Below are 24,772 nucleotides of genomic sequence, written 5' to 3'. Positions count from 1 at the left end.
ACTTTATAGTTTTTAAGCTTCAGCTAACATTTTCTCTCCAGCATCAATTGCTTCTTGAATTGATCCTTTTAAGTTGAATGCCGCTTCAGGATACTTATCTAACTCACCATCCATAATCATGTTAAATCCTTTGATAGTATCTTTAATATCTACTAATACTCCTGGGATACCTGTAAACTGCTCAGCTACGTGGAATGGTTGAGATAAGAAACGTTGTACACGACGTGCTCTGTGAACTACTAATTTATCTTCTTCAGATAATTCTTCCATACCTAAAATTGCGATAATATCTTGTAATTCTTTATAACGTTGTAAAATCTCTTTTACTCTTTGCGCACAGTTATAGTGTTCGTCTCCTAAAATATCAGCTGTTAAAATTCTTGAAGTAGAATCTAATGGATCTACCGCTGGATAAATACCTAATTCGGCAATTTTACGAGATAATACTGTAGTAGCATCTAAGTGAGCAAACGTTGTTGCTGGTGCTGGATCCGTTAAATCATCCGCAGGTACGTAAACCGCTTGTACAGATGTAATAGATCCTTTTTTAGTAGAAGTAATACGCTCTTGCATTGCTCCCATCTCTGTTGCTAATGTTGGTTGGTAACCTACCGCTGATGGCATACGACCTAATAATGCCGATACCTCAGAACCTGCTTGTGTAAAACGGAAGATATTATCTACGAAGAATAACACGTCTTTTCCTTGTGCTTCACCAGCTCCATCGCGGAAATACTCAGCGATTGTTAAACCTGATAATGCTACACGTGCACGTGCTCCTGGTGGCTCATTCATCTGACCGAATACGAAAGTAGCTTTAGAATCTCTCATTCCAGCTTTATCTACTTTAGATAAATCCCATCCTCCATCTTCCATAGAGTGCATGAAATCATCACCATACTTGATAATCCCAGATTCTAACATCTCACGTAATAAATCGTTTCCTTCACGAGTTCTTTCACCTACACCTGCAAATACAGATAAACCTCCGTGTCCTTTTGCGATGTTGTTAATTAACTCTTGAATTAATACAGTCTTTCCTACTCCTGCACCTCCAAATAATCCAATTTTACCTCCTTTTGCATAAGGCTCAATTAAATCGATTACTTTAATACCTGTAAATAATACTTCGGTAGAAGTTGATAATTCTTCAAATTTTGGAGCTGAACGGTGAATTGGTAAACCAGCATCACCTTCTTTTGGTAAATCTCCTAATCCATCAATTGCATCACCAGTTACGTTAAATAAACGACCGTAGATATCATTACCTATTGGCATTTGAATTGGGTTACCAGTAGCAATTACTTCTTGCCCTCTTTGTAAACCATCAGTTGCATCCATAGAGATAGTACGAACTGTATCTTCACCGATGTGTTGTTGAACCTCTAAAACTAAAGTTGAACCGTCTGCTTTTTTAATTTCTAACGAATCATAAATCTTTGGTAATTCAGCATTTTCCGTATTAAACTCAACATCGATTACTGGACCAATAATTTGAGAAACTTTACCTGTTATTGTAGACATTACTATATGTAATTAAAGTTATTTTATTTACTATATGAGCTTTAGCTCGTTTTTTCAAGGTGCAAAGGTAATTTTTTTGATTGAAACTAAAAAAAGTTTCAGGGTATTTTTACACAAAATATATGCAATAAAAAAAGTCCCGAAAAATCGGGACTTTAATTTATATATTAAGGAATAAATTACTTTACTAATTTAATCTCAACACGTCTGTTTTGAGCTCTACCGTCTCTAGTTTTGTTATCAGCGATTGGGTAATCTTCACCAAATCCTTTAGAAGATAATCTTGAAGAAGAAATTCCTGCTTGATTTACTAAATAAGTAACTACAGCTGCAGCTCTTCTTTCTGATAATTTTTGGTTATACGCTGCTGCACCTTGGCTATCAGTGTGTCCTTGAATACTAAAGTTAGCTTTAGGGTATTCTTTCATGATTCCAGCGATTAAATCTAATTTACCAGTAGTACCAGTTCTAAAAGTAGATTTACCTGAGTTAAAATAGATAGCTCTTGCAAACTCATTTAATTGCTTAACAGCTTCTTCTTTAATTACTACTTCTGGACATCCGTTGTTAGACGCTACACCAGCTTCGTTTGGACACTTATCATCTTTATCTAATACTCCGTCTCCGTCAGTATCTGGCCAAGGACAACCGTTGTTTTCAGCTGGACCAGCAGTGTTTGGACACTTATCTTTTCCATCTACAACACCGTCTCCGTCAGCATCAGGACATCCGTTATTAGCTTTAGTACCTGCTTCAGTAGGACAAGCATCATCTTTATCAGCGATACCATCTCCATCAGCATCAGGACATCCGTTTAAAGCAGCTAAACCTTTAACTTCTGGACATGCATCATCAGAATCTTTGATTCCGTCTCCGTCAGTATCAGGACATCCGTTGAATTCTTTTAATCCAGCAACTTCTGGACATGCGTCTTCTTTGTCATAGATTCCATCTCCGTCAGTATCTTTTCCTCCAAACTTAAACACTAACCCTAAAGAGTGTTGGAAGTGTACAGGAACTTTATCAGCAAATGTTTGCTTATACCCAGATTGGAAGTTTAACCCTAAGTTATCATTAAACCAAGTATTGAATCCAGCACCAGCATTTAACATACCTTCACCTTCGTCAGCAAAAGAAGTATAACCTCCACCAACATACACATAAGGATCCCACCAACCAGTGTTACCAATAATATTGTTTAAATCATACTTTACATTAGCGTCAACTGCCCAGTACAATTCATCAGTATCATTTTGTGTGTAAACAGTTTCAATTTTGTTAATAGACCCCGCTAATTGTAATGTAAAACCATCGTTTAAATAACGATCAACTGTTACTCTCGAAATAGATGGTAAAACATTCCAATCTGAAGTACCAATATAATCTTTACCTAAGGTTTCAATAGGCACATTTCCCCATGGGTATTGAACGTCAACAACGTTTACTCCGAAACCAACTGCCCAAGGATTGTCTGAATCCTGCGCACTAACGTTTACCGCAGCAAACGCAAATAAAGCCATCACAGCTAATTTTAATTGTTTCATTATTAAAAATTTAAATTAAAAGTTCGTTTATATATTACGCAAATGTAAGTTGTTAAAACTTATTTACAAAAACAAATCTACAAAAACTTACAAGAAATGCAAGTTTTTGAACAAGATATTTATATCACATTCAGCTCTTTCCCAACCTTAATAAATGCATTTATTGCTTTGTCTAAATGTTCTTTTTCATGTGCAGCTGAAAGTTGGACCCTAATTCTTGCTTGTTCTTTTGGAACAACAGGATAAAAGAAACCTATTACATAAATTCCTTCTTCTAATAACTTATTAGCCATTACCTGAGAAAGCTTTGCATCATAAAGCATTACAGGAACAATAGCAGCATCTGCTCCAACTAAATCAAAGCCTGCTTTTTCCATTTCTGAACGGAAATAGTTAGTATTCCACTCTAGTTTGTCTCTAAGAGAAGTGTCATTTGATAATAAATCAAACACCTTTAAAGAAGCTCCTACGATAGCTGGCGCTAATGAATTAGAGAATAAATACGGTCTTGAACGTTGACGTAAAATTTCAACAATTTCTTTTTTACCTGTGGTATATCCTCCCATTGCTCCACCTAGGGCTTTTCCTAAAGTACCTGTAACAATATCAACACGGTTCATTACATCTTTTAATTCTACAGTACCTCGTCCAGTTTCCCCGATAAACCCAGCTGCATGACATTCATCTACCATTACCATAGCATCGTATTTATCTGCTAAATCGCAAATTTTATCTAATTTGGCAACGATTCCATCCATAGAAAAAACTCCATCAGTAACAATAATTTTAAAACGATGGTTTTGCTTATTTGCTTCAATTAGTTGTTCTTCTAAAGATGCCATATCATTATTATCATAACGATAACGTGCTGCTTTACACAAACGAACTCCATCAATAATAGAAGCATGATTTAAACTATCGGAAATAATTGCATCTTCTTTTGTAAGTAATGGTTCAAAAACTCCACCGTTAGCATCAAAAGCTGCTGCGTACAATATCGTGTCTTCTGTCGTGTAAAATTCTGCGATTTTTGCTTCTAATTGCTTGTGAATATCTTGTGTACCACAGATGAAACGCACTGATGACATTCCGAAACCATGTGTATCCATGGTGTCTTTTGCTGCTTGAATTACTTCTGGATGATTAGACAATCCTAAGTAATTATTGGCACAAAAGTTAATTACTTCTTCACCTGTAGAAATTTTTATTACGGCATCTTGCGACGAGGTAATAATACGTTCTGATTTATATAACCCAGCATCTTTAATATCCTGAATTTCTTGTTGTAATTGTTCTTTTATTTTTCCGTACATGATTTATGTTTGAAAGTTGTTTGCTATATTAAAGGTCAAAGTTAATCGTTAAACTTCTTCAACCAAAATTTCTTCATCAATATATACCAATAGTTTTTTATCTACTTTAAAATTCATTGTTTGCAATACTTTTTCATAACGTAATAATTGTTGATGATATGCTTTGGATGGTTTTCCTGTTTTATAATCGATAATTACCATTTCATTTTCTTGATTAAACACCAAACGATCTGGAATAATCATTTGACCATCAATATCAACAATTTCTCTTTCATTATATACTATTACCTCATCAGAAAAATATTTCCCTAACTGCGGATGATTTACTATTTGCTTAATGTTATTTGTCACTTCAGATGTTTTTTCTTGCGGAAGTACTCCTTGTTGCGCATAACGCTGCACTATCTTTTCTACATCTTCTTTTACAATTATTTCAGCCATCATTTCGTGAATTAAATTACCAAACTCAATTGCTTTTCCTTGTTCGGTATCCCATAATTTAGAAGCGCTTGCAAGCATATGAATGTTGTGTTCTTGCCACGGAGTTGAAATAAAATCTTCTTGAATTTCGGTGTTGCTTTGCTGCTTTTTAAACTCACTTACTCTTTTTGAATCACCAATTACATACTCTAACTGACTCTCCTCCCACAGGTTTTGAGCTTTTAAATAATTGATGAAAACTCCCGAATAAAAATTCGTATTTTCTTCTCCTTTAGATGAAATTTTCTTCTCGGTAATAACATGTAATTGCTCTACTACCCTTGTTAATGCAACATATAATAAATTGAAATTATCAAGTTCTAACTCTTCTCGTTGCTGCTGATAAATTTCAGAACCGCGATCGTTTACATAATTCAAATCTTTATTAAAAGGAACTAGCAATTCTTTAAATCCGTTATAATTTTCAGGCAATTCATCTAACCAAACTTTCGGATTTACTTGTCGATACACATCTAAATCGTACGGAAAAATAACCACTGGAAATTCCAATCCTTTCGACTTGTGAATTGTCATAACCTGCACTGCATTTCCACTTTCTGGAGCCACAATACTTAACTTATCTTTTTTATCAGACCAAAAATCTAAAAACTCCTGAATACTTGTTCCTTTTCGTTGCTGTTCTAAAACCACATCTAAAAAGAATTGCACATAGGCATCAGAAGAGGTGATTAGTTGAAAACCTCTTATAATTTCTTCAATTTTTTCATAAAAAGGCAATTGATGAAAAGTAGATAATTCAAAAGAAGCTCCATAGTTTTTTAATTGTTGGAAAATATTTTCGTTTGATTGATGTATGAACTCAGCTATAAACGAATGTTTGTCTTTTGTAATGTTTAAATGTTCTTGTAAAAAATACAATAATTCCAAACAGGTTTCTTTATCATTCGGATGCTGAATTACTTGTAAAACATCGATAATAAACTTGACTTTTGAACTATTTTCTAACAATAAGGTTTCTGAAGAAATAATATCAACTCCGTTTTCTGACAAGTAATTTGCAACTGCAATTCCGTCTTTCTTTTTACGGACTAAAATGCAAATTTCATTCAATGAAAACTCATTTTCTAAACGTTTCACAAGTTCTAAAACTTTCTTCGGATATTTGATTTGTTCTTCCTCTTTATCTTCTTCTTTTTCTAAAAAAGTTAGCGACACACAACCTCCTTTTTTTGAATTTTCTAGTTGTTTATTTCCATCAACAAACAATTGCTTGTAGGATTCATTCTGCAAGAAATTTGCCGTATGTTGAAAAAATTGATTGTTAAAATTTATAACCTCAGCATAACTCCTAAAATTAGTTTCTAACGTTTTTACTTCTTTTTGAATATGAAACGGATTGTCTTTTTCTGACCCTAAACCAATAAATTGCTCCGATTTTCCTCCTCGCCAACGATAAATTGCTTGTTTACCATCACCCACCAACAACAAATTACTGTTTTCTTGCGCCAAGGCATTATCAATTAGCGGAATTAAATTTTGCCATTGTAATGTTGACGTGTCTTGCATTTCATCAATAAAATAATGCATAAATCGTTGCCCAATTCGCTCATAAATAAAAGGTGCTGGTTGGTCTTTTATATTATCAGAAATTAATTGATTGAACTCTGCGTTTAATCGTAAATTATTTTCTTCTTTTAAGTGTGTTAGTTCCTGATTAACATTGTTTAAAACAGCTAACGGGATAATGCTTTTCAACGCTAAATTATTCATTGAAAATTGCTGATACAATTGCTCCGATTCCATATACAACTGCAACAATTCAGGAAGAATTCCTTCAATAGCTGTTTTTACATCTTCAGATTTCGATTTTGAATAAAAGTTATTTTCTTCAATTCGTTCTCTAAGCTTGCTTTGGTCATAAAACTTAGCTTTATCAGGATTTTGAGCCAATGCAACAAAATGTTTTGGCAGTAGCGAGTAATAAAAATCGTTATGTGCCAATTGCATGGTTTCAATCATTTGCAAAGCTTCTTTACCAATTTCTTTCCAACGGCTTTTTATCAGCTTTTGATGTTTTGATAATTTTGATTTTAAATTGGTAAAATCTGTAAGTTGTTTGTTTGCTAGTTTTCTAAAATGTTTTGTATCGTCTTCATTTAATAAAATTTTAGAAAACTCATTCAATTCACGAGAAATATCCCACGATTTATCATCATCAGCTTTATCAAGAGAAAAATCAATTAACAATTTTGTTAAGGCTTCTTCTGTTCCTATTTTTGAAATAAGAATATCTACCGATTCGTTTAACAACGAAACTGCATCCATTTCAACTTCAAAATTTAAAGGCAACCCTAAATCGTACGCAAAACTTTTTATGATTTTATGCGTAAAACTATCAATGGTAGTAATTGAAAATGCAGCATAGTTACGAAGAATTTCATCTAATATTTTTTTACTTCGTTCTTTTACAGTTTGTCTATCAAGGGAAGTTTCTCCTAAAATTACTTCTAACAAATCGTTACTTTCTCCTTCTGAAAAAACTTGCAAATTATGCAACACGCGTTCTTTCATTTCTCCTGCAGCTTTATTGGTAAACGTAATCGCTAATATTTTTTGAAAGCGAAAAATATCTTCAGATTGTAATAAAACCTTCAGATATTCTTTAACCAATGTAAAAGTTTTACCACTACCCGCAGAAGCGTTATATACTTGAAAAGTTGATGGTTGTTGCAACTGATTTATTTTTGTTGCAAAATACTGCTTTTGGATTCAAGAGGCAAAAATCAAAGTAAAAAGAAAAGCAGAATTTCTATTATGAAATCCTGCTTTTAAAATATTTATGAGAACACATTGTGTTCTATCCTAAACCAACATCTAAAGACATCATTACGATAAATCCACCAATAAAACCTAAGGTAGCTACATCGGTATATTTATCTCGTTGTGTTTCTGGAATAACTTCTTCAACTACTACAAAAATCATTGCTCCTGCAGCAAAGGCTAAAGCATAAGGCAAAATAGGTGTAAAAAAAGATACTGCTACAGCACCTAAAACAGCCGCAACAGGTTCTACTATTGCAGATAATTGTCCGTACCAAAAGCTTTTTCTTCTGCTAACTCCTTGTCTTCGAAGTGGCATTGCTACCGCAAACCCTTCAGGGAAGTTTTGAATTCCGATACCAATCGCTAAGGAAATTGCTGCGATAATCATTTCAGTTTGCTCAACTCCTACCATAGTAGATGCAGCTCCAAACAGAACTCCAACCGCTAATCCTTCGGGAATATTATGCAAAGTAATCGCCAAAACCAACAACGTTGTTTTATGCCAGTTGGTCTTAACTCCTTCAGCTTCATTTTCTTTAAAGTTGATGTGTAAGTGAGGTAACCATTTATCCATACCAAACAATGCTAAAGCTCCTAATCCAAAACCTACTGCTGCCGGAATTACTTTTACAAATCCTTCTCCTGGACTGTTATCAATTGCTGGAGATAATAAACTCCAAAAACTTGCCGCTACCATTACTCCTCCAGTAAAACCTAACATCCCATCTAAAACAGCCCTATTTAATTTTTTAAAAAAGAACACTAAACTAGCTCCTAAGGCTGTTAATCCCCATGTAAATAGAGAAGCGTACAAAGCAGCTTGTATTGGATGTTCTTTCCCGAAAGCTACTAATTGATCAAATGTACTCATATATACTTATTATTTATCGTGATTTTTGCATGTATAAATTACTTGCAATTTTGTTTGAAATCGTCAATTCTTCTTGATTGATTTCTATTTGCAATGAACCATCAAAAGGTTCAATATTCAATACTTTTATTTGTTTTCCTAGTGCTATACCTTGTTTATCTAAAAATTGCAAAAATTCTGAAGAACTATCATCTACACCAACACAAACACCTTGTTCTCCTTTTTTGAAAGTTGACAACAAACTCTTTTCAATTACTTGTAAATTTCCTTCACTGTCTGGTATCGGATCGCCATGAGGATCTCTTTTGGGATATCCTAAAAAAGCATCTAGTTCATTAATTAATTTAGGCGACTTAATATGCTCTAACTGCTCTGCTACTTCATGTACTTCATCCCAAGAAAAATTTAACTTATCTACTAAAAAAACTTCCCATAAACGATGCTTTCTAATAATGCTTACCGCAGTTTTTTTACCAAACTCCGTTAAAGTTACACCTTGGTATTTCTTATATACCACCACCTCTTTTTCAGATAGTTTTTTTATCATATCAGTAACCGAAGATGCTTTTGTATCTAATTTATTCGCAATCGCATTTGTACTAATTCCTTTTTTAGAATTGGCAGCTAAATGATACATCGCTTTGATATAGTTTTCTTCGGATTGACTAAACATGATAATTTTTTAGAGATACAAATATATAAATTTTGCTTCATTTAAACATATTTTTAGCCTTGTCTAAAAATTAATTTATATTTGCATAAATTTACAAGTACAACTTACCATGAAAAATTACATTGCGATTGCAATTCTATTTATATCAAGCATTAGTAACGGACAAACTGTTAAAGGTAGCATCACAACATCTAAAAGAGAACCAATTCCTTTCGCCTCAGTTTATATTAAAGGAGCAGAAACTGGTACAACTACGGACGAGTTTGGTAACTACGAACTAAAAACTTCAAAAAATAAATTTGTTTTGGTAGCTTCATCAATAGCTTATTTATCAGAAAGAAAAACAGTTCTTATAAATGCATCTGAAGAAAAAACTATAAATTTTACATTAACTGAAACTGCTGAAATATTAGATCAAGTAACTATTACTGGTACTCGAACTGATAAACGCCGAACAAACAGCCCCGTTATTGTTAATGTGATTAATAGTCAAACATTAGCTGATGTGCAAGCGTGTAATTTATCTGAAGGATTAAAATTTCAAACGGGTTTACGTGTAGAAACTGATTGCCAAACCTGTAACTACACCCAACTTCGTATGAACGGTTTAGCCGGAGGATATTCACAAATTTTAATAAATGGTCGTCCAATTTTTAGTCCGTTAACTGGTTTGTACGGTTTAGAGCAAGTTCCAACAAATATGATTGAACGCATAGAAGTTGTTCGTGGTGGTGGTTCTGCACTTTACGGTTCAAGCGCTATTGGAGGTACAGTAAACGTGATTACTAAAATTCCGAAGAAAAATAATTACAGCATAGGGTACACTTACCAAAATACGAAAGGAATTTCTGACCACATCATTGCAGGAAATGCAACCATTGTAAACGAAAACAGAAATGCAGGAGCTTCATTTTTTATAAATAATAGAAAAAGAGCGATGTTTGATGCAAACGATGACAACTTTTCTGAACTTCCCGAGTTAAAAAACAGTTCTTTCGGCACCAATTTGTTCTTTCTTCCAACGGATAATCAAAAAGTAGAAATCAATTTTAGTAAAATGAACGAGTATCGTTATGGTGGAGAAATGGTTGATAAAGCTCCTCATTTTGCGTTACAATCAGAAGAAAGAGTACATGATGTGTATGTTGGGAATATTGATTACCAAATCAACTTTAATAATGACAAAAGTTCTATCATTACTTATTTTGCAACTCAATATACCGACAGAGAACATTATACAGGAATTCGTCCAGATGTTGGCACTCCTGAAGACACAGCACACTTAACAAATCCACCTTACGGAAACTCAACTACCACAACTTTTCAAGGAGGATTACAATTTAATCATAAACTTGAAAATTTTTTAGACGGAAATAATGTGTTTACGATTGGTGGAGAATTTGTTCAAGATGATGTTAACGATTTTATTGAAGCTTATAATTATAGAGTAGATCAACTCACCAAAAATTTCGGCTTCTTTTTTCAAAGCGATTGGGAAATCTCAAAAAAATGGAACTTACTAACTGGTGTACGTTACGATAATCATCAATTAAATGCTTTAAAACAAGACGGAAACCAGAAAACAATAATAAATAATGTAGCAAGTCCGAGAATATCATTATTGTTTAAACCTTTTGAAAACACTCAAATTAGAGGAACTTGGGGAACAGGTTTTAGAGCTCCGCAAGCTTTTGATACCGATTTACACATTGCTTTCGCAGGTGGTGGAGTATCTCGAGTTGTATTAGCAGACAATTTAAAAAGAGAGCGCTCTAACAGTTATACGCTTTCCTTCAACTACGATAAACCAACTGAACATTATATTTATGGTTTTACTGTTGAAAGTTTTTACACCAATTTAAAAGATGCTTTTTACTTAGAGTCTATTGGTGAAGATTCTTTTGGAGAAGTTTTTGAAAAAAGAAATGGTGACGGGGCAGTAGTGCAAGGAATCACTTTAGAAACTCGTTTAAATTATGATGGAGTTTTACAGCTAGATGCAGGTTTCACTTATCAATCGAGCAAATACAACTCAGCAGTAAACAACTCAGATGAACTTCCTTTAAAAAGAGAATTTTTACGCACGCCTAATACTTACGGTTACGCTACAGCGACCTATACTCCAAATCAAAAATTTAAAACAGCGTTGAATTTAGTTTATACCGGTAGTATGGATGTGTTACACTTAGCTTCTCCAAATAATTTGTCTTCAGATGAATATTTTACTTCTCCTTCCTTTTTTAATTTAGGGATTAACAGTAGTTATACTTTTGAATTAGAAAAACTTAACACCAATCTTGAACTTACCGCTGGTATTAAAAACATTTTTGATACATATCAACAAACTTTTGATGTAGGTAAAGAGCGTGACAGCAATTTCATCTACGGTCCTGCAACGCCAAGAACCCTATCTATTGGGCTGAAATTTACAAGTAATTAATATTAAGGTAACATATACTATTTCTATTAACATTAAGTAAACATTCTAATAATAGAACAATAATTTCTAACTAACATTTGATTTACAATACCGCTCCACTTTTGCAGGGTATTTAAGAACACAAGTTAGTTAGAATGAAAAAATTAATAGTTATTACTCTTTTAAGCCTTTGTAGTTTTGCATTTTCACAAGACAAAGGTACTGTTACTGGAATAGTTACAGATAAAGAGATGAATGGAGAGGCATTACCTTTTGCTAATGTTTTTATTAAAGGAACATCTATTGGAGGAACAACCGAAATGGATGGTAAGTACACACTAAATGTACCTGCAGGTAACCAAACCATTGTTTTTAGTTTTGTTGGATATCAAACAATAGAAAAACCTATCACCGTTGTCGCAAATCAAAGTTTAACTGTAAATATTCAGTTAGGTGCTAACGAAGGTGTTACTTTAGATGAAGTAGAAATTAAAGCTTCAACAAGTAAAGATAAAGCTAGTGCTTTATTATTAGAGCAAAAGAAAGCTACAGTAATTAAAGAAAGTATTGGTGCAGAAGAATTATCTTCAAAAGGTATTTCAGATGCAGCGGGTGCAGTATCTAAAATTTCTGGAGTATCAAAACAAGAAGGTTCAAGTAATGTATATGTTCGTGGTTTAGGTGATAGATATTTAAACACTACCATGAACGGTCTTTCATTACCTTCAAATGATATTGCTAAGAAAAATATTGACTTAAACTTATTTCCATCAGACATCATACAAAACGTATCAATAAGTAAAGCTTACTCTTCTAATTTTTACGGAGACTTTGCTGCTGGTAATATTGATGTATCTTCTAAAGAATATAAAGGAAATGGTTTCTTTGAAGTAAACTTAGGATCTGGAGTTAATTCAAGAGCAATGGGAGAAAACTTCAAGAAAAGTGAAGGAACCGGTTATTTTGGATACTATAACAGATTTGAACACAATCCTTTTGCTGTAGTTCTTTCTCACGGAGTAGACCCAGTTGATGGTGGCAACCCAATAAACAATTCTATCGCTGCTAACGCAGGAAAATCTTTCGATTTTAGAGACGGATCAAGATTAAGCTTATTTGGTACTGCTTCTTTCAGTAGAGATTTTGAATACAGAGAAGGACCTGTCGTTGATTTTTCTAACGTATTTAAAAAAGAATATCCTAACGCTAAAGAATATCAATATTCAACAGCTACAACAGCTATGTTAAGTGCTTTATATAGCATCAATAGCAATCACAAATTAAAGTACACTTCATTGTTCTTAAACAGTTCTAGTGATGAAGTTGGTTATTACGGTTACAGAGGTTTAGGTAAAAACAGAGACGCTTTAAAAAATACTGATGAAGGTTTTTACCAAATGAATGTTCAATACAATCAAGATTTAGTTTTTGTAAATCAGTTAACTGGTGATCATAAGTTTGAAGATGGTAAATTAAAATTAACTTGGGGAATTGGTTACAACAACGTTTTTGCTCACGAACCAGACAGAAAAAGAATTAGTTTAGAAAACTTTCAAAACACTTTAGATAACGATCCAAATACAAATGCTGTTTTTTACACAAATAACTCATTTGACAACCAACGCTATTTCCAAAAAATTATTGACGAAGAGTTAAACAGTAGAGTAAACTTAGCATATAATTTTACTGAAAATTTAACTTTCAATTTCGGATATAACGGAAGAACAAAAGAAAGAGATTTTAAAAACATCAGGTATGGTTACGACATTTTAGATTCTCAATTCCAAGTTTCTAACGTACATAATTTTAATAGCATTTTCAACCTAGAAAACGCACAGATTTATAAAAATCAAACAGATAAAATCTACCGATTAGATGTTTTCAGAAAACTTCCAGGTTTTGAAAACAGTAATATTGCAAGCTTACCAGGTTTAGACGAAAACACCTATAACGGTCAATTAAACATTCACGCTGGTTATGTTTCTGCTGAAATCAAATCTGGAGAAAAATGGGTTTTTGTACCAGGAATCAGAGTTGAAGCTTTTAAACAAGATATTGTTTACGATGTAATTAACATCAACCCAAAAGACCCTGGTTTTAGAAATGCTTCTGAAACATTTTTCTTACCAAGTTTAAATGTAAAATATGCTGTTACCGATGACCAAAACTTACGTTTTAACTTTAGTCAAACTATATCTGTACCAGAATTTAAAGAAGTAGCTCCATTTATTTATGAAGGAATTGGGCAAAGAGTAGGTGGTAACCCCGATTTATTAGACAATCCATCATTCTCAAAAATCTTCAATTTAGACTTAAAATATGAGTGGTTTATTTCAAGAGATGAATTACTTTCTGTTGGAGCTTTTGGCAAACAAATTAACAATCCAGTAAACTTGGTAATTGCTAATAGTGCAGCCGGTGACCAACGTTATTTTAGAACTGGAGATAAAGCAACAGTGGCTGGAATTGAAATTGAGGCGCGTAAAAATTTAGTAAAAGATGAAGATGACGAAACAGTCTTATCTGCTGGATTCAACTTTACGTACATGTACACAAATCAAGATTTAAAGAAAGATATTACTGGAGTTTCTGGGTATAGCACAACATTTAACAGGGATAACGACGAATTACAAGGAGCCTCACCTTTCTTAATCAACGCTAACTTAAACTACACCCCTACTCAGTTTAAAAATTACAAACCTATAACTTCTTTAGTGTTCTCTTATTTCTCTGACAGAATTGACGCTTTAGGTGCTGGAGAATTAGGAAATATTATTGAAAAAGGAATTCCAACTGTTGATTTTATTTGGAAAAATAAATTCGGAGAAAAATGGGAAGTAAACTTAAAAGCTAAAAACTTATTAGATCCTTCAATTAAAAGAGTAAGAGAAAATACTTCTATTGGTGATGTAATTTTATCTGAATACAAAAGAGGAACAAACATAAGCTTAGGTCTTAAATACAAACTTTAACTAAAATAAAAACTCAAAAAAATAATTAAACTTTAAAGGAAATGAAAAACAATTTTTTATTAGGATTGGCTATCACAGCTACTTTATTAACTTCATGTGGAGCTGATGATACAGCTGATATAGTAATCAATGACAACAGTGTTACCAATAACAACGGTGGAGGTTCTTCGTCTTGTGAGGTAGAATTAAAAGGAAACTACACTTCAGATTTAACTCTAGATCCTACTAAATGTTACATTATTACTGGTGCAACAATTTTTGAAAGCGGAACAACCTTAACAATTCCTGCTGGTACAACAATTAAAGCTGCTGCTACAGGTTCTGATGTATATTTAGCAATTTCTCAAGGAGCAAAAATTATGGCAGAAGGTACTTCAAGCCAACCAATTATTTTTACTTCTGCAGCTAGTACTCCTAACGCAGGAGACTGGGGAGGATTAATTTTATTAGGTAAAGCACCTATTAATTCTGTTTCTGGTGGTACTGCTACTTCTACTTCAGAAATTGCAAGTTTACCTTACGGAGGAGATGTTCCTAATGACAATTCAGGTGTATTAAGCTATGTAAGAGTAGAGTATTCTGGAGGAAAAGCAGATGGACAATCAGAAAACAACGGATTCTCTTTCTACGGAGTTGGAAACGCTACAAAAGTAGAGTATATTCAAATGTTTGAAGGAAAAGACGATGGAGTTGAATTCTTTGGTGGAACTGTTAATGTAAACAACGTTTCAGTTGTAAATGCTCAAGACGATTCTATCGACTGGACTGAAGGTTATTCTGGTACAATTACAGATGCTTATGTAAAACATGGAACTGACCACGATAAAGGAATTGAAGCTGATGGTTACAATACTGATATAGGAAACTTATCAAGCCCTAAATATTTCTCTAAACCAACCGTTACTAATTTAACAATTGTAGGATTAGGTTCTGGTACAGGAAATGAAGCTATCCGTTTAAGAGCAGGTACACAAGGTATCTTTAACAATGTTGTATTAAGGGGCTTTGCTGAAGGATTTGACCTTGATGGTGATGTTACAGACAACCCTACAGGAAACGGAGTTACTTCAGGAGATTTAAAAGCTACTGATGTTAAGTTTGATGACGTAACAGTTAAAGTAAAAAATGATACAGGAGTTGCTTTTGCTGACTCAGATTTCATGACTGAAAACACAGCTGCAACTGGTACTGATTATGCTACATGGGGAGCAGGTTGGACTAGACAATAATTTTCTTTACACCTCTAAATAAAAAAACCGAGCAAATGCTCGGTTTTTTTATTCTTTTAAATCAGACAAGCTATATAAAAAATCTTCTAATTTTTTTAATTCTGTTGGCGGATTTCCAGCATCAAATGTACTTGATTTGTATTCTTCATCTCCAACTTTTATTACAAATTCAGCATGTAACGCTCCATCAGTAATACGTTTTTCGCTTGGTGCTTTTAGGTCTGATATTCCTTTTAAATTCAGTTCATCAACTATTTTTTTTAATTCTTCTAACTGTTCTTTTGAAATTTCTTTGGTTTCTTCTTCTTGATATGTTTTATAAGACAATTTATTTCCTTCAACAGTAATTTGCACTAAGCTTCCTCTAGTTTGAGCTTCGTAAGCAATTTTATCAAATCCTTTAGAAGTGTTTTGTGCAGCACAGTTCATCATTAATAAAAACACTAAAGGACTCATCATTTTTAAATATTTCATTTATTAAAAGTTTACAGATTATAAATAATAAAAAGACGTTCTTTTATAAAAGAACGTCTTTAGGTATAAATTCGTATAGACTAAATTAATCTGCCATAGTAGCTCTAAATCCACCTGGAGCAAAAACTGCATCCATTCTAGCTTTTTGACCTTCAGTAAACATATACATACAGTTATCACTTGAATAATCCATGAAGTTCATAGTCATGTTAGCACTTCCACACTCAACAGTTGGGTAAGAAGGACATCCTCTACTAGCTCCGTCTGCATCTGGAGTATCAGCAACGAAATCGCTAGCTCCACATCCACCGTCACCCCAAATGTGACGTAAGTTTAACCAGTGACCAACTTCGTGTGTTGCTGTTCTATTACCAGCTCCAACAAACTGATGTGCTAAAACTACACCATCAGTAGACCAACTACCTCCTGGGAATTGTGCATATCCTAAGATTTGACCACCTCTATAAGGCATAACGTTAACAATCCAGATATTTAAAAATTCTTGTGGATTAACAACATCACTACCTCCTGAAGAAGTAAACTTCATAGAATCATCTGGTCTCCAGCTTCTCTTCTTAGAATTTTGAACTCTAATTACATCTTCGATTACGAAATCGATATTCACATTAGCTTCAACTCCTGCAAATTCAGCTGGCATTGCACCTCTATTTGGGTTTTGCATGTTAAAATCTTCATTTAACGCATCAATCTGATCTTGTAAAACAGATAATGATAAGTTTTCACTAGCTTGACGATAAATTACGTGATAAACAACTGGAATTTGGATTTTACCATTTACCAATCTTGCTTGAACCTCACCCTTTTGTACTTTTTCAATGTAATTAGCTGTAAAACTTTCAATGTTTTCCATACTTGCTTTTAAGCTAGGGTCGTTAGCCATATTAGCTTCTAAAACATCATTAGCAAAACATTGTTTTTCTGCTTTTTGTAAAGTTGCTAACTCCTTGTCGTTTTCAGAGTCAGGAGTTTGTTCATTAGTTTGACAACCTACTAAAATTCCAGCAGCAATTGCCATTGTAAGAAAAATTCTTTTCATGTTGTGAAAATTTAAAAATTAGTTATTTTGTTTTGTTAAAAAACGGGTAACAAAACTCTTAAAGAAGAAGTTGTTAAATTTTTGCTATTTTAATAACAAATTGAAGGGTTTTTTAACGATATGCAATATATAGTATTCAGAAGAAAATCAAAAAATATTTTTTACCGTTGAAAATCAATGGTTTTATTAGAAAACTTCACTAGCGAGCGCACTTTGATTTTTCACGTTCATTTTAAAATTTCTGAAAATAAATGCTAAAAAACGTCAATTAAAGAAATCATCTTAACTTATTTTTATTTTATAAAACAAAAAAGACGTCTTTAAAAGACGTCCTTTTTACTGTTTATAAGTTATTTAGCTTATTTAAGCTTTTTCTTAACTGCTACTTCAATGTAAGCTTCAATAACATCACCTTCTTTAATGTCGTTATATCCTTTAATTTGAAGACCACAATCGTATCCTTTAGTTACTTCTTTAACATCGTCTTTAAAACGTTTTAACGAAGTTAATTCACCATCATGAACCACAATTCCTTCTCTAATAATACGAACTTTAGAATCTCTAGTAATTTTACCAGACATTACCATACACCCTGCAATGTTACCAATCTTAGAAATTTTATAAACTTCTCTAATTTCAACGTTACCAAGAACTTCTTCTTTCATTTCAGGAGATAACATTCCTTCCATTGCATCTTTCAAGTCATTGATAGCATCATAAATGATTGAGTATGTTCTGATATCTACTTCTTCTCTATCAGCTACAGCACGTGCATTTCCTTGCGGACGCACATTAAATCCAACAATAATAGCATCAGATGCTGTTGCTAATAACACATCAGATTCGGTGATTGCACCAACTCCTTTATGAATAATATTAACTTGAATTTCTTCAGTAGATAATTTTTGGAATGAATCTGTTAAAGCTTCTACCGAACCATCTACATCTCCTTTTAAGATAATGTTTAATTCTTTGAAGTCTCCTAATGCGATACGACGACCAATTTCTGCAAGTGTTAATGTTTTTTGAGTTCTTACAGATTGCTCACGTTGTAATTGAGAACGTTTTGCAGCGATTTGTTTTGCTTCACGTTCATCATCAAATACATTAAACTTATCACCTGCTTGTGGCGCACCGTCTAAACCTAAGATAGATACTGGTGTAGAAGGTCCTGCTACTTTTACTTTCTTACCTTTATCATCAAACATAGCTCTTACTTTACCACTATGCTTTCCTGCTAAAATATAATCTCCAATTTTTAACGTACCTGCCTGTACTAAAATTGTAGATACATATCCTCTACCTTTATCTAATAAAGCTTCTACAACTGCTCCGTTAGCATTTTTATCAGGGTTTGCTTTTAACTCTAATACTTCAGCTTCTAATAATACTTTTTCAAGTAACTCGTCAACCCCTTGTCCTGTTTTAGCAGAAATCTCTTGAGATTGAATACTACCACCCCAATCTTCTACTAATAAGTTCATAGCAGATAATTGTGTTTTAATATTATCTGGATTCGCGTTAGGCTTATCTATTTTGTTAATTGCAAATACAATAGGAACTCCAGCTGCTTGTGCGTGAGCAATTGCCTCTTTTGTTTGTGGCATTACATCATCATCGGCAGCTACTACAATAATTACCAAATCGGTAACTTGCGCTCCACGAGCACGCATTGCTGTAAAGGCCTCGTGACCTGGTGTATCTAAGAATGTAATTCTTTGATCTCCTACTTTTACTGAATACGCACCAATGTGCTGAGTAATTCCTCCTGATTCTCCTTCAATTACGTTGGCATTACGAACATAATCTAATAACGAAGTTTTACCGTGATCTACGTGACCCATTACCGTAACAATTGGTGCACGAGTAATTAAATCTTCAGGGTTATCTTCAACCTCTTCAATTGCTTCTTCTACTTCAGCACCAACAAACTCAACTGTGTAGTTAAATTCTTCTGCAACAATTGATAAAGTTTCAGCGTCTAAACGTTGGTTCATTGTTACCATCATTCCTAACATCATACAGGTAGAAATAATTTGTGTAACAGGAACATCCATCATCGTAGCAACCTCACTTACTGTAACAAACTCTGTTACTTTTAACACTTTGCTTTCTGCTTGTGCTGCTTGTAATTCTGCTTCGTTTTGTTGACGGTGAGCATCTCTCTTATCACGACGATATTTTGCTCCTTTTCCTTTTTTAGATTTTCCTTGAAGTTTTTCTAAGGTTTCTCTAACTTGTTTTTGGATTTGTGCTTCTGTTAACTCTTCTTTTGGAGCCACATTTTGTCTTCCTCTTCCTCCACGTTGTCCACCACGGTTATTACCTCCACGATTTTGACCTCCTTTGTTTTGACCTTGATTAGGTCTTGCTGCATTTCCTGCGCCTCCAGCAGCTCCTGCTGGCTTGCTTATTCTCTTACGCTTCTTCTTATCGTTATCGTTAGCAGCAGCACCTTTATTTTCTGGTTTCTTCTTTTTAGGTCTTTCAAATTGTTTTAAATCAATTTTTTGACCTGTAAAGTTAGGACCGTCTAATTTTTTATACTGAGTTTTAATTTTCTCAGCATTTTCAGGAGTTACTTCAACTGCTTTTTCTGCTTCTTTAACTTCCTGAGGCTTGTTTTCAACTGGTTTCTTAACCTCTTTAGGCTTTTCTGCCTTTACTTCTGGTTTAGAAACTTCTGCAGCTTTTTCAACCTTTTTAGGTTCTTCAGCTTTTTTAGGCTCTGGCTTTTCTTCAGTTTTTACAGGCTCTTCAACCTTAGGAGTTTCTTTAACCGTTTCTTCTTTTTTAGAAACTTCTACTTCTTCTTTAACTTTAGGCTCTTCTTTTTCTTCAACTGCTTTACCAGTTTCAACATCAATTTTACCTACAGTTTTTAACTCTAATTTTTCAGCTTTGGCTTTTAAAACTTCCTGCTTTTTAGCTTCGTCTTCTATACGCTTCTTTTCTTGCTCTTCTTCTAATTGCTGACGAATTGCCTCTTTTTCTTTTCTCTTTTCTTCGCTAACTTCTTTAGAGGCTACCTTTTTAGATTTATCAGTCTGAAAACCATCAAATAAAATTTGATATTCTTTGTCTGATATTTTGGTAGTAGGGCGCGCTTCGATTTCAAAGCCATTTTTAGCTAAGTGTTCTACAGCTCTATCTAAAGAAATGTTTAATTCTCTTAAAACCTTATTTAGTCTTAATTTGTTGCCTTCAGCCATATATTGTTTTGTACTTTTTATTGAAAAAACACACTTTACACGAACTACGCATAGTTATGCTTTTTTTCTTCTTTGTGCTAGATTTTATATGGTTCTCATAGTAGGAAACTAGCTTCCTTTTGGTTTTATATTAGTCTTCGAATTCTTCTCTTAAAATTCGTTGAACATCTAAGATTGTTTCTTCTTCTAAATCGGTTCTTTGTACTAACATTGATACGTCTTTTTCTAAAACGCTCTTCGCAGTGTCTAAACCAATTTTCTTGAATTCTTCAATTACCCAAGCTTCGATTTCGTCAGAGAATTCTGTTAACTCTACATCTTCTTCTTCAATTCCTTCTCTTTGAACATCTATTTCGTAACCTGTTAATTCACTTGCTAAACGAATGTTAACACCCGCTCTACCAATTGCTTTTGATACTTCTTCTGGCTTTAATAAAACGTTTACACGTCCTTTTTTACCATTTTTCTCTTCATCAAACATTTCAATTTCTACAGAAGTAACTTTAGCAGGACTTAATGCTCTTGCTACAAATAATTGTTCGTTCTTAGTATAATTAATTACATCAATGTTTTCGTTACCTAATTCGCGAACAATACCGTGAATACGTGAACCTTTAACACCAACACAAGCTCCAACAGGATCAATTCTATCATCGTAAGAATCTACAGCGATTTTTGCTTTATCACCTGGTATTCTTGCTACTCCTTCAATAGTAATTAAACCATCAAATACTTCAGGAATTTCTTGCTCGAATAACTTTACTAAGAAAGCTGGTGAAGTTCTTGATAAAATAATTGCTGGTTTGTTACCTCTTAATTCTACTGATTTGATAACTCCACGTACAGCATCTCCTTTTCTAAAGAAGTCTGAACGAATTTGCTCACTCTTTGGTAATACAATCTCGTTTCCTTCATCATCTAACAAAATTACTGCATTATGACGAATATGGTGTACTTCTGCACTATAAATTTCACCTTCTAAGTCTTTAAATTGCTTAAAAACATTAGTACTATCGTGCTCGTGAATTTTAGATATTAAGTTTTGACGTAATGCTAAGATAGCACGTCTTCCTAAATCGATTAACTTAACTTCTTCAGATACATCTTCACCGATTTCAAAATCTGGCTCAATTTTTCTTGCTTCTGAAAGTTCAATTTCCTCATTATCGTCTTCAGACATACCATCTGCAACTACCACTCGGTTTCTCCAAATCTCTAAATCTCCTTTGTCTGGGTTGATAATGATATCGAAGTTATCGTCTGACCCAAATCTACGTTTTAAGGCAGCACGAAATACTTCTTCTAAGATAGACATTAGGGTTACCCTATCTATACTCTTATTATCTTTAAACTCCGAAAATGATTCAATTAATGCAATATTTTCCATTTCATTCTCTAATTAAAATATGATCTTCACTTTTGCTTCTTTAATATCTTGATACGCTAGTGTTTGTGTTTTTTCTACCGTATGCTTTCCTTTACCTACTGGCTTTGGCTCTCTAGTTTTCCATTGTAACGTAATACTATCTTCGGTTACTTCGGTTAAAGTTCCTTCAAATTCTTCAGTTGCTGTTTTAACTTTTAGAATTCTGTTTATGTTCTTTTTATACTGTCGCTTTACAGTTAATGGTTGCGCAATATCTGGCGTGGTAACTTCTAAAGAAAAATCTTCTTCTTCTCTATCTAAGTTATGCTCGATATTTCTGCTAATACGAATACATTCGCTTAAAGCCACACCCGAATCTCCATCTACTATTACTTTTATTTTATTGTCTGCCAAAAACTGTAAGTCGATTAAAAACAACGACTCGTTTTCTTGTAAGGCTTCTTGTAATAATTCTTTTACTCGCTCTTGATTCATACTAGGTATAAAAAGAGGGGACTCACGTCCCCTTCATCTATCTGATTAATAAATTTGCTGCAAATATAGTAAGTTATTCATTAACACACAAATATCTTTCTTCCTTACAATCATTTTTTGTATATTTAGAAGACTATCTCTCTTTAAATCTTCTTATTATGAAAAAAATCCTTGTACCAACCGATTTTTCGAAGCCCTCAGAATACGCTTCGAAATTAGCCTCGAAACTAGCTGAAAAAGCTAATAGTGAAGTTCATTTACTACACATGGTTGAACTTCCTACTGGAATAATTGACATGGGAGCTGGAACAAATTTTAGTATTCCTGAAAGCATGTTGTATATTAGAAAAGTTCGTGATAGACTCATTGATTATAAGAAAGAATTCTTTCCGAAAAACGAAAATGTAAAGCATGCTATTCGTTTTCAAACTCCTTTTGATGGAATTCGTGACTATGCGAAAAAAAACAATCCTGACCTTATCGTTATGGGAGCAAAAGGTCATACCGACCTTGAAGAGATGCTTATTGGTTCTAACACCGAAAAGGTGGTGAGAAATTCAGAAATACCTGTTATGGTAACCAAAAAAGATGGTGATAACTTCACTCCAAAAAACCTTGTTTTTGCTTCTAGTTTTAAACCTAATAAAAATGAAGCTTTTGAACGTTTTTTAACCTTTGCTAAAAATTTTGAGAATAGTAATATTCATTTACTAAAAATTAATACTCCGCAAAAATTTGAAAACACCCAAGAAACCAATGCTCGAATTCAAAACTTTATCAATGCGTATGATTTACAAAACTACTCTATAAATGTTTACAACGATTCTTCAATCGAAAAAGGAATTTTAAACTTTTCTAACAAAGTTAATGCTGATGTTATTGCCCTTGCTACTCATGGTAGAAGTGGGTTGTCTCATATTTTTAATGGAAGTATTACTAAAAGCTTATCTAAAAGTTCAATTAAACCAATGCTTACCTTTAAAGTATAGTATAGTTTAATTTAACTTGTAACAAAATAAAAACGCTAAGATTTAATCTTAGCGTTTTTTATGGTTTTTAATTTCTAATTTTTTAGAATAAGCTTGGAGGAATTTAAATTCCTCCAAACCATTCAGTTATAATTCAGATTACTTTCTTTTCTTCGGACGCATTGCTACAATTTTCTTGTTAACAACACCTCTGTCAGTAATCAATCTTACAATTAAAGCTTGATTTTGAACAGTTGATAAATCTATTCTCATTTCTTCTTTAGTACCTTTGATATAAGAGTTGTTTTCAATTCTCTTAATCAATACTCCATTCATGTTGTAAATTTCAATAGCAACATCTGTATCAAATTCATATTTGTACTCAATTGTTATATCATTTTCAAACGGAACAGGATACGCTTTAAAGTCAACTACTTGCTGTTCAACAACTGTTTCTGTTGTTTCTTCTTTACAATCAACAGAATCTTCTGGTGTGAATGTTCCATTATCATCAACAGATTCATTACATCTACAAACCTCTTCACAAGTTACAGCATGTGCTATTACATAAATTGGTCCGCTGGCTTCAATAGGTCCTACTGTATAATTCGATACATGATCTAAAGTAGCTGTGTTGAAATTGTATTGACCTGGTGCTACTGTTTCCTTACCATTTTTAGTAGGATACTTTTCACATCCAATATACACATGTGCTACACTCATTACATATCCTTCGAATAAATCATATTCTACTGAAACATAACCTCCTTCATAAGTAATTGTAACTTCACCTGATTGAACCCCATTTGAAGGATCACAATGTGCTGCTCCGGTATACAATGGTATTGTATATGTACCTTCTTCAGCAAAGTAATTTGTCCAACCCCAACGATTAAATCCATCGTCTAAGAAACATGTGTTATTATCTGCTCTAGCAAACGCAGTTCCACAGTTTTCAAATAAATCGGTTTTACTAGACATTGTAACTGTTTCAACAACAGTATTTCCACAAGCATCTGTTGCAGTAAATACATAATCTGCATATTTAGTACAATTATCTTCTCTTAAGTTTGATGGATAAGCTACCAGATCACCTCCAACAGAACAATTATCTATCCATTTTGCAGTTAACATTTCTGGTAATTCTTCATCACATAACTCAAGGCTCTCTGGTAAATCAACTATTACTGGTGCTGTCATGTCGTAGTCTCTCGATACTAAAGTAGTCTCGGTATCGCTATTACCACAATCATCCGTGATCGTGAACGTATACAATCTGTATTGTGTACAGCCGTCTGCGCTGTCTGGTTGGTCTACTCCGCCATCTGACTGGATACCTTGTCCGCCTGCTGAACAGTTGTCTGTCCAATCAGTCGTTAAGTTTACTGGCC

The 24,772-nt window shown here is 33.5% G+C and carries 16 protein-coding genes; 4 read left to right on the top strand and 12 right to left on the bottom strand.

Translation table 11 applies throughout. The annotated features are described in order from the left end of the window. Positions 1 to 12: 12 nt before the first annotated feature. The 6 genes from atpD to ACKTST_RS00990 form a co-directional block, all read right to left on the bottom strand. Complete coding sequence (gene atpD / locus ACKTST_RS01015) at positions 13 to 1,524, bottom strand: F0F1 ATP synthase subunit beta (protein ID WP_408045937.1); 1,512 nt, start codon at positions 1,522 to 1,524, stop codon at positions 13 to 15. Between the two features lie 179 nt (positions 1,525 to 1,703). Then, positions 1,704 to 3,068: an OmpA family protein gene (locus ACKTST_RS01010; RefSeq protein ID WP_408045936.1), complete on the bottom strand. Its 1,365-nt coding sequence runs from the start codon at positions 3,066 to 3,068 to the stop codon at positions 1,704 to 1,706. Positions 3,069 to 3,187: 119 nt separating this feature from the next. Then, entirely contained in the window at positions 3,188 to 4,381 is a 1,194-nt protein-coding gene (gene kbl / locus ACKTST_RS01005; RefSeq protein WP_408045935.1) for a glycine C-acetyltransferase, read from the bottom strand. Positions 4,382 to 4,429: 48 nt separating this feature from the next. Further along, positions 4,430 to 7,555, bottom strand: coding sequence for a UvrD-helicase domain-containing protein (locus tag ACKTST_RS01000; protein WP_408045934.1), 3,126 nt, complete (start codon positions 7,553 to 7,555; stop codon positions 4,430 to 4,432). A gap of 124 nt (positions 7,556 to 7,679) precedes the next feature. After that, positions 7,680 to 8,516, bottom strand: coding sequence for a ZIP family metal transporter (locus ACKTST_RS00995; protein WP_408045933.1), 837 nt, complete (start codon positions 8,514 to 8,516; stop codon positions 7,680 to 7,682). Positions 8,517 to 8,529: 13 nt separating this feature from the next. Next, positions 8,530 to 9,189 carry a metal-dependent transcriptional regulator gene (locus ACKTST_RS00990; RefSeq protein ID WP_408045932.1) on the bottom strand — a complete coding sequence of 220 codons (660 nt, stop codon included), beginning with the start codon at positions 9,187 to 9,189 and terminating at the stop codon, positions 8,530 to 8,532. 109 nt (positions 9,190 to 9,298) lie between these two features. On the opposite strand from ACKTST_RS00990, the gene ACKTST_RS00985 reads away from it, so the two are divergent. From ACKTST_RS00985 to ACKTST_RS00975, 3 genes are all read left to right on the top strand, one after another. After that, on the top strand, positions 9,299 to 11,629 hold the full coding sequence (locus ACKTST_RS00985; RefSeq protein ID WP_408045931.1) for a TonB-dependent receptor: 2,331 nt from the start codon (positions 9,299 to 9,301) through the stop codon (positions 11,627 to 11,629). Between the two features lie 134 nt (positions 11,630 to 11,763). Then, positions 11,764 to 14,580: a TonB-dependent receptor gene (locus tag ACKTST_RS00980; protein WP_408045930.1), complete on the top strand. Its 2,817-nt coding sequence runs from the start codon at positions 11,764 to 11,766 to the stop codon at positions 14,578 to 14,580. Positions 14,581 to 14,621: 41 nt separating this feature from the next. Then, positions 14,622 to 15,809 (top strand): multidrug transporter, encoded by a 1,188-nt coding sequence (locus tag ACKTST_RS00975; RefSeq protein ID WP_408045929.1) that lies wholly within the window; start codon positions 14,622 to 14,624, stop codon positions 15,807 to 15,809. Positions 15,810 to 15,857: 48 nt separating this feature from the next. Here ACKTST_RS00975 and ACKTST_RS00970 read toward each other — a convergent pair whose 3' ends face one another. The 5 genes from ACKTST_RS00970 to rimP form a co-directional block, all read right to left on the bottom strand. Further along, positions 15,858 to 16,283, bottom strand: a complete 426-nt coding sequence (locus tag ACKTST_RS00970; protein WP_408045928.1) for a hypothetical protein — start codon at positions 16,281 to 16,283, stop codon at positions 15,858 to 15,860. Positions 16,284 to 16,368: 85 nt separating this feature from the next. Next, complete coding sequence (locus ACKTST_RS00965; RefSeq protein ID WP_408045927.1) at positions 16,369 to 17,340, bottom strand: M43 family zinc metalloprotease; 972 nt, start codon at positions 17,338 to 17,340, stop codon at positions 16,369 to 16,371. 359 nt (positions 17,341 to 17,699) lie between these two features. Beyond that, complete coding sequence (gene infB, locus ACKTST_RS00960; protein ID WP_408045926.1) at positions 17,700 to 20,552, bottom strand: translation initiation factor IF-2; 2,853 nt, start codon at positions 20,550 to 20,552, stop codon at positions 17,700 to 17,702. A gap of 130 nt (positions 20,553 to 20,682) precedes the next feature. After that, positions 20,683 to 21,939 (bottom strand): transcription termination factor NusA, encoded by a 1,257-nt coding sequence (gene nusA, locus ACKTST_RS00955; protein ID WP_408045925.1) that lies wholly within the window; start codon positions 21,937 to 21,939, stop codon positions 20,683 to 20,685. Between the two features lie 12 nt (positions 21,940 to 21,951). Next, the gene (rimP, locus tag ACKTST_RS00950; RefSeq protein WP_408045924.1) at positions 21,952 to 22,413 is read right to left on the bottom strand and encodes a ribosome assembly cofactor RimP; all 462 of its coding nucleotides are present in this window, start codon (positions 22,411 to 22,413) and stop codon (positions 21,952 to 21,954) included. Positions 22,414 to 22,571: 158 nt separating this feature from the next. Here rimP and ACKTST_RS00945 point away from each other — a divergent pair, with 158 nt between their 5' ends. Further along, positions 22,572 to 23,402 (top strand): universal stress protein, encoded by an 831-nt coding sequence (locus tag ACKTST_RS00945; RefSeq protein ID WP_408045923.1) that lies wholly within the window; start codon positions 22,572 to 22,574, stop codon positions 23,400 to 23,402. Positions 23,403 to 23,540: 138 nt separating this feature from the next. On the opposite strand, the gene ACKTST_RS00940 is transcribed toward ACKTST_RS00945, so the two are convergent. Then, on the bottom strand, positions 23,541 to 24,772 hold a 1,232-nt coding region (locus ACKTST_RS00940), incomplete at its 5' end, for a T9SS type A sorting domain-containing protein (RefSeq protein WP_408045922.1).

The organism is Tenacibaculum crassostreae (assembly GCF_964512405.1).
Taxonomy (GTDB): domain Bacteria; phylum Bacteroidota; class Bacteroidia; order Flavobacteriales; family Flavobacteriaceae; genus Polaribacter; species Polaribacter crassostreae.
This window is presented reverse-complemented; position numbering and strand designations above follow the sequence as displayed.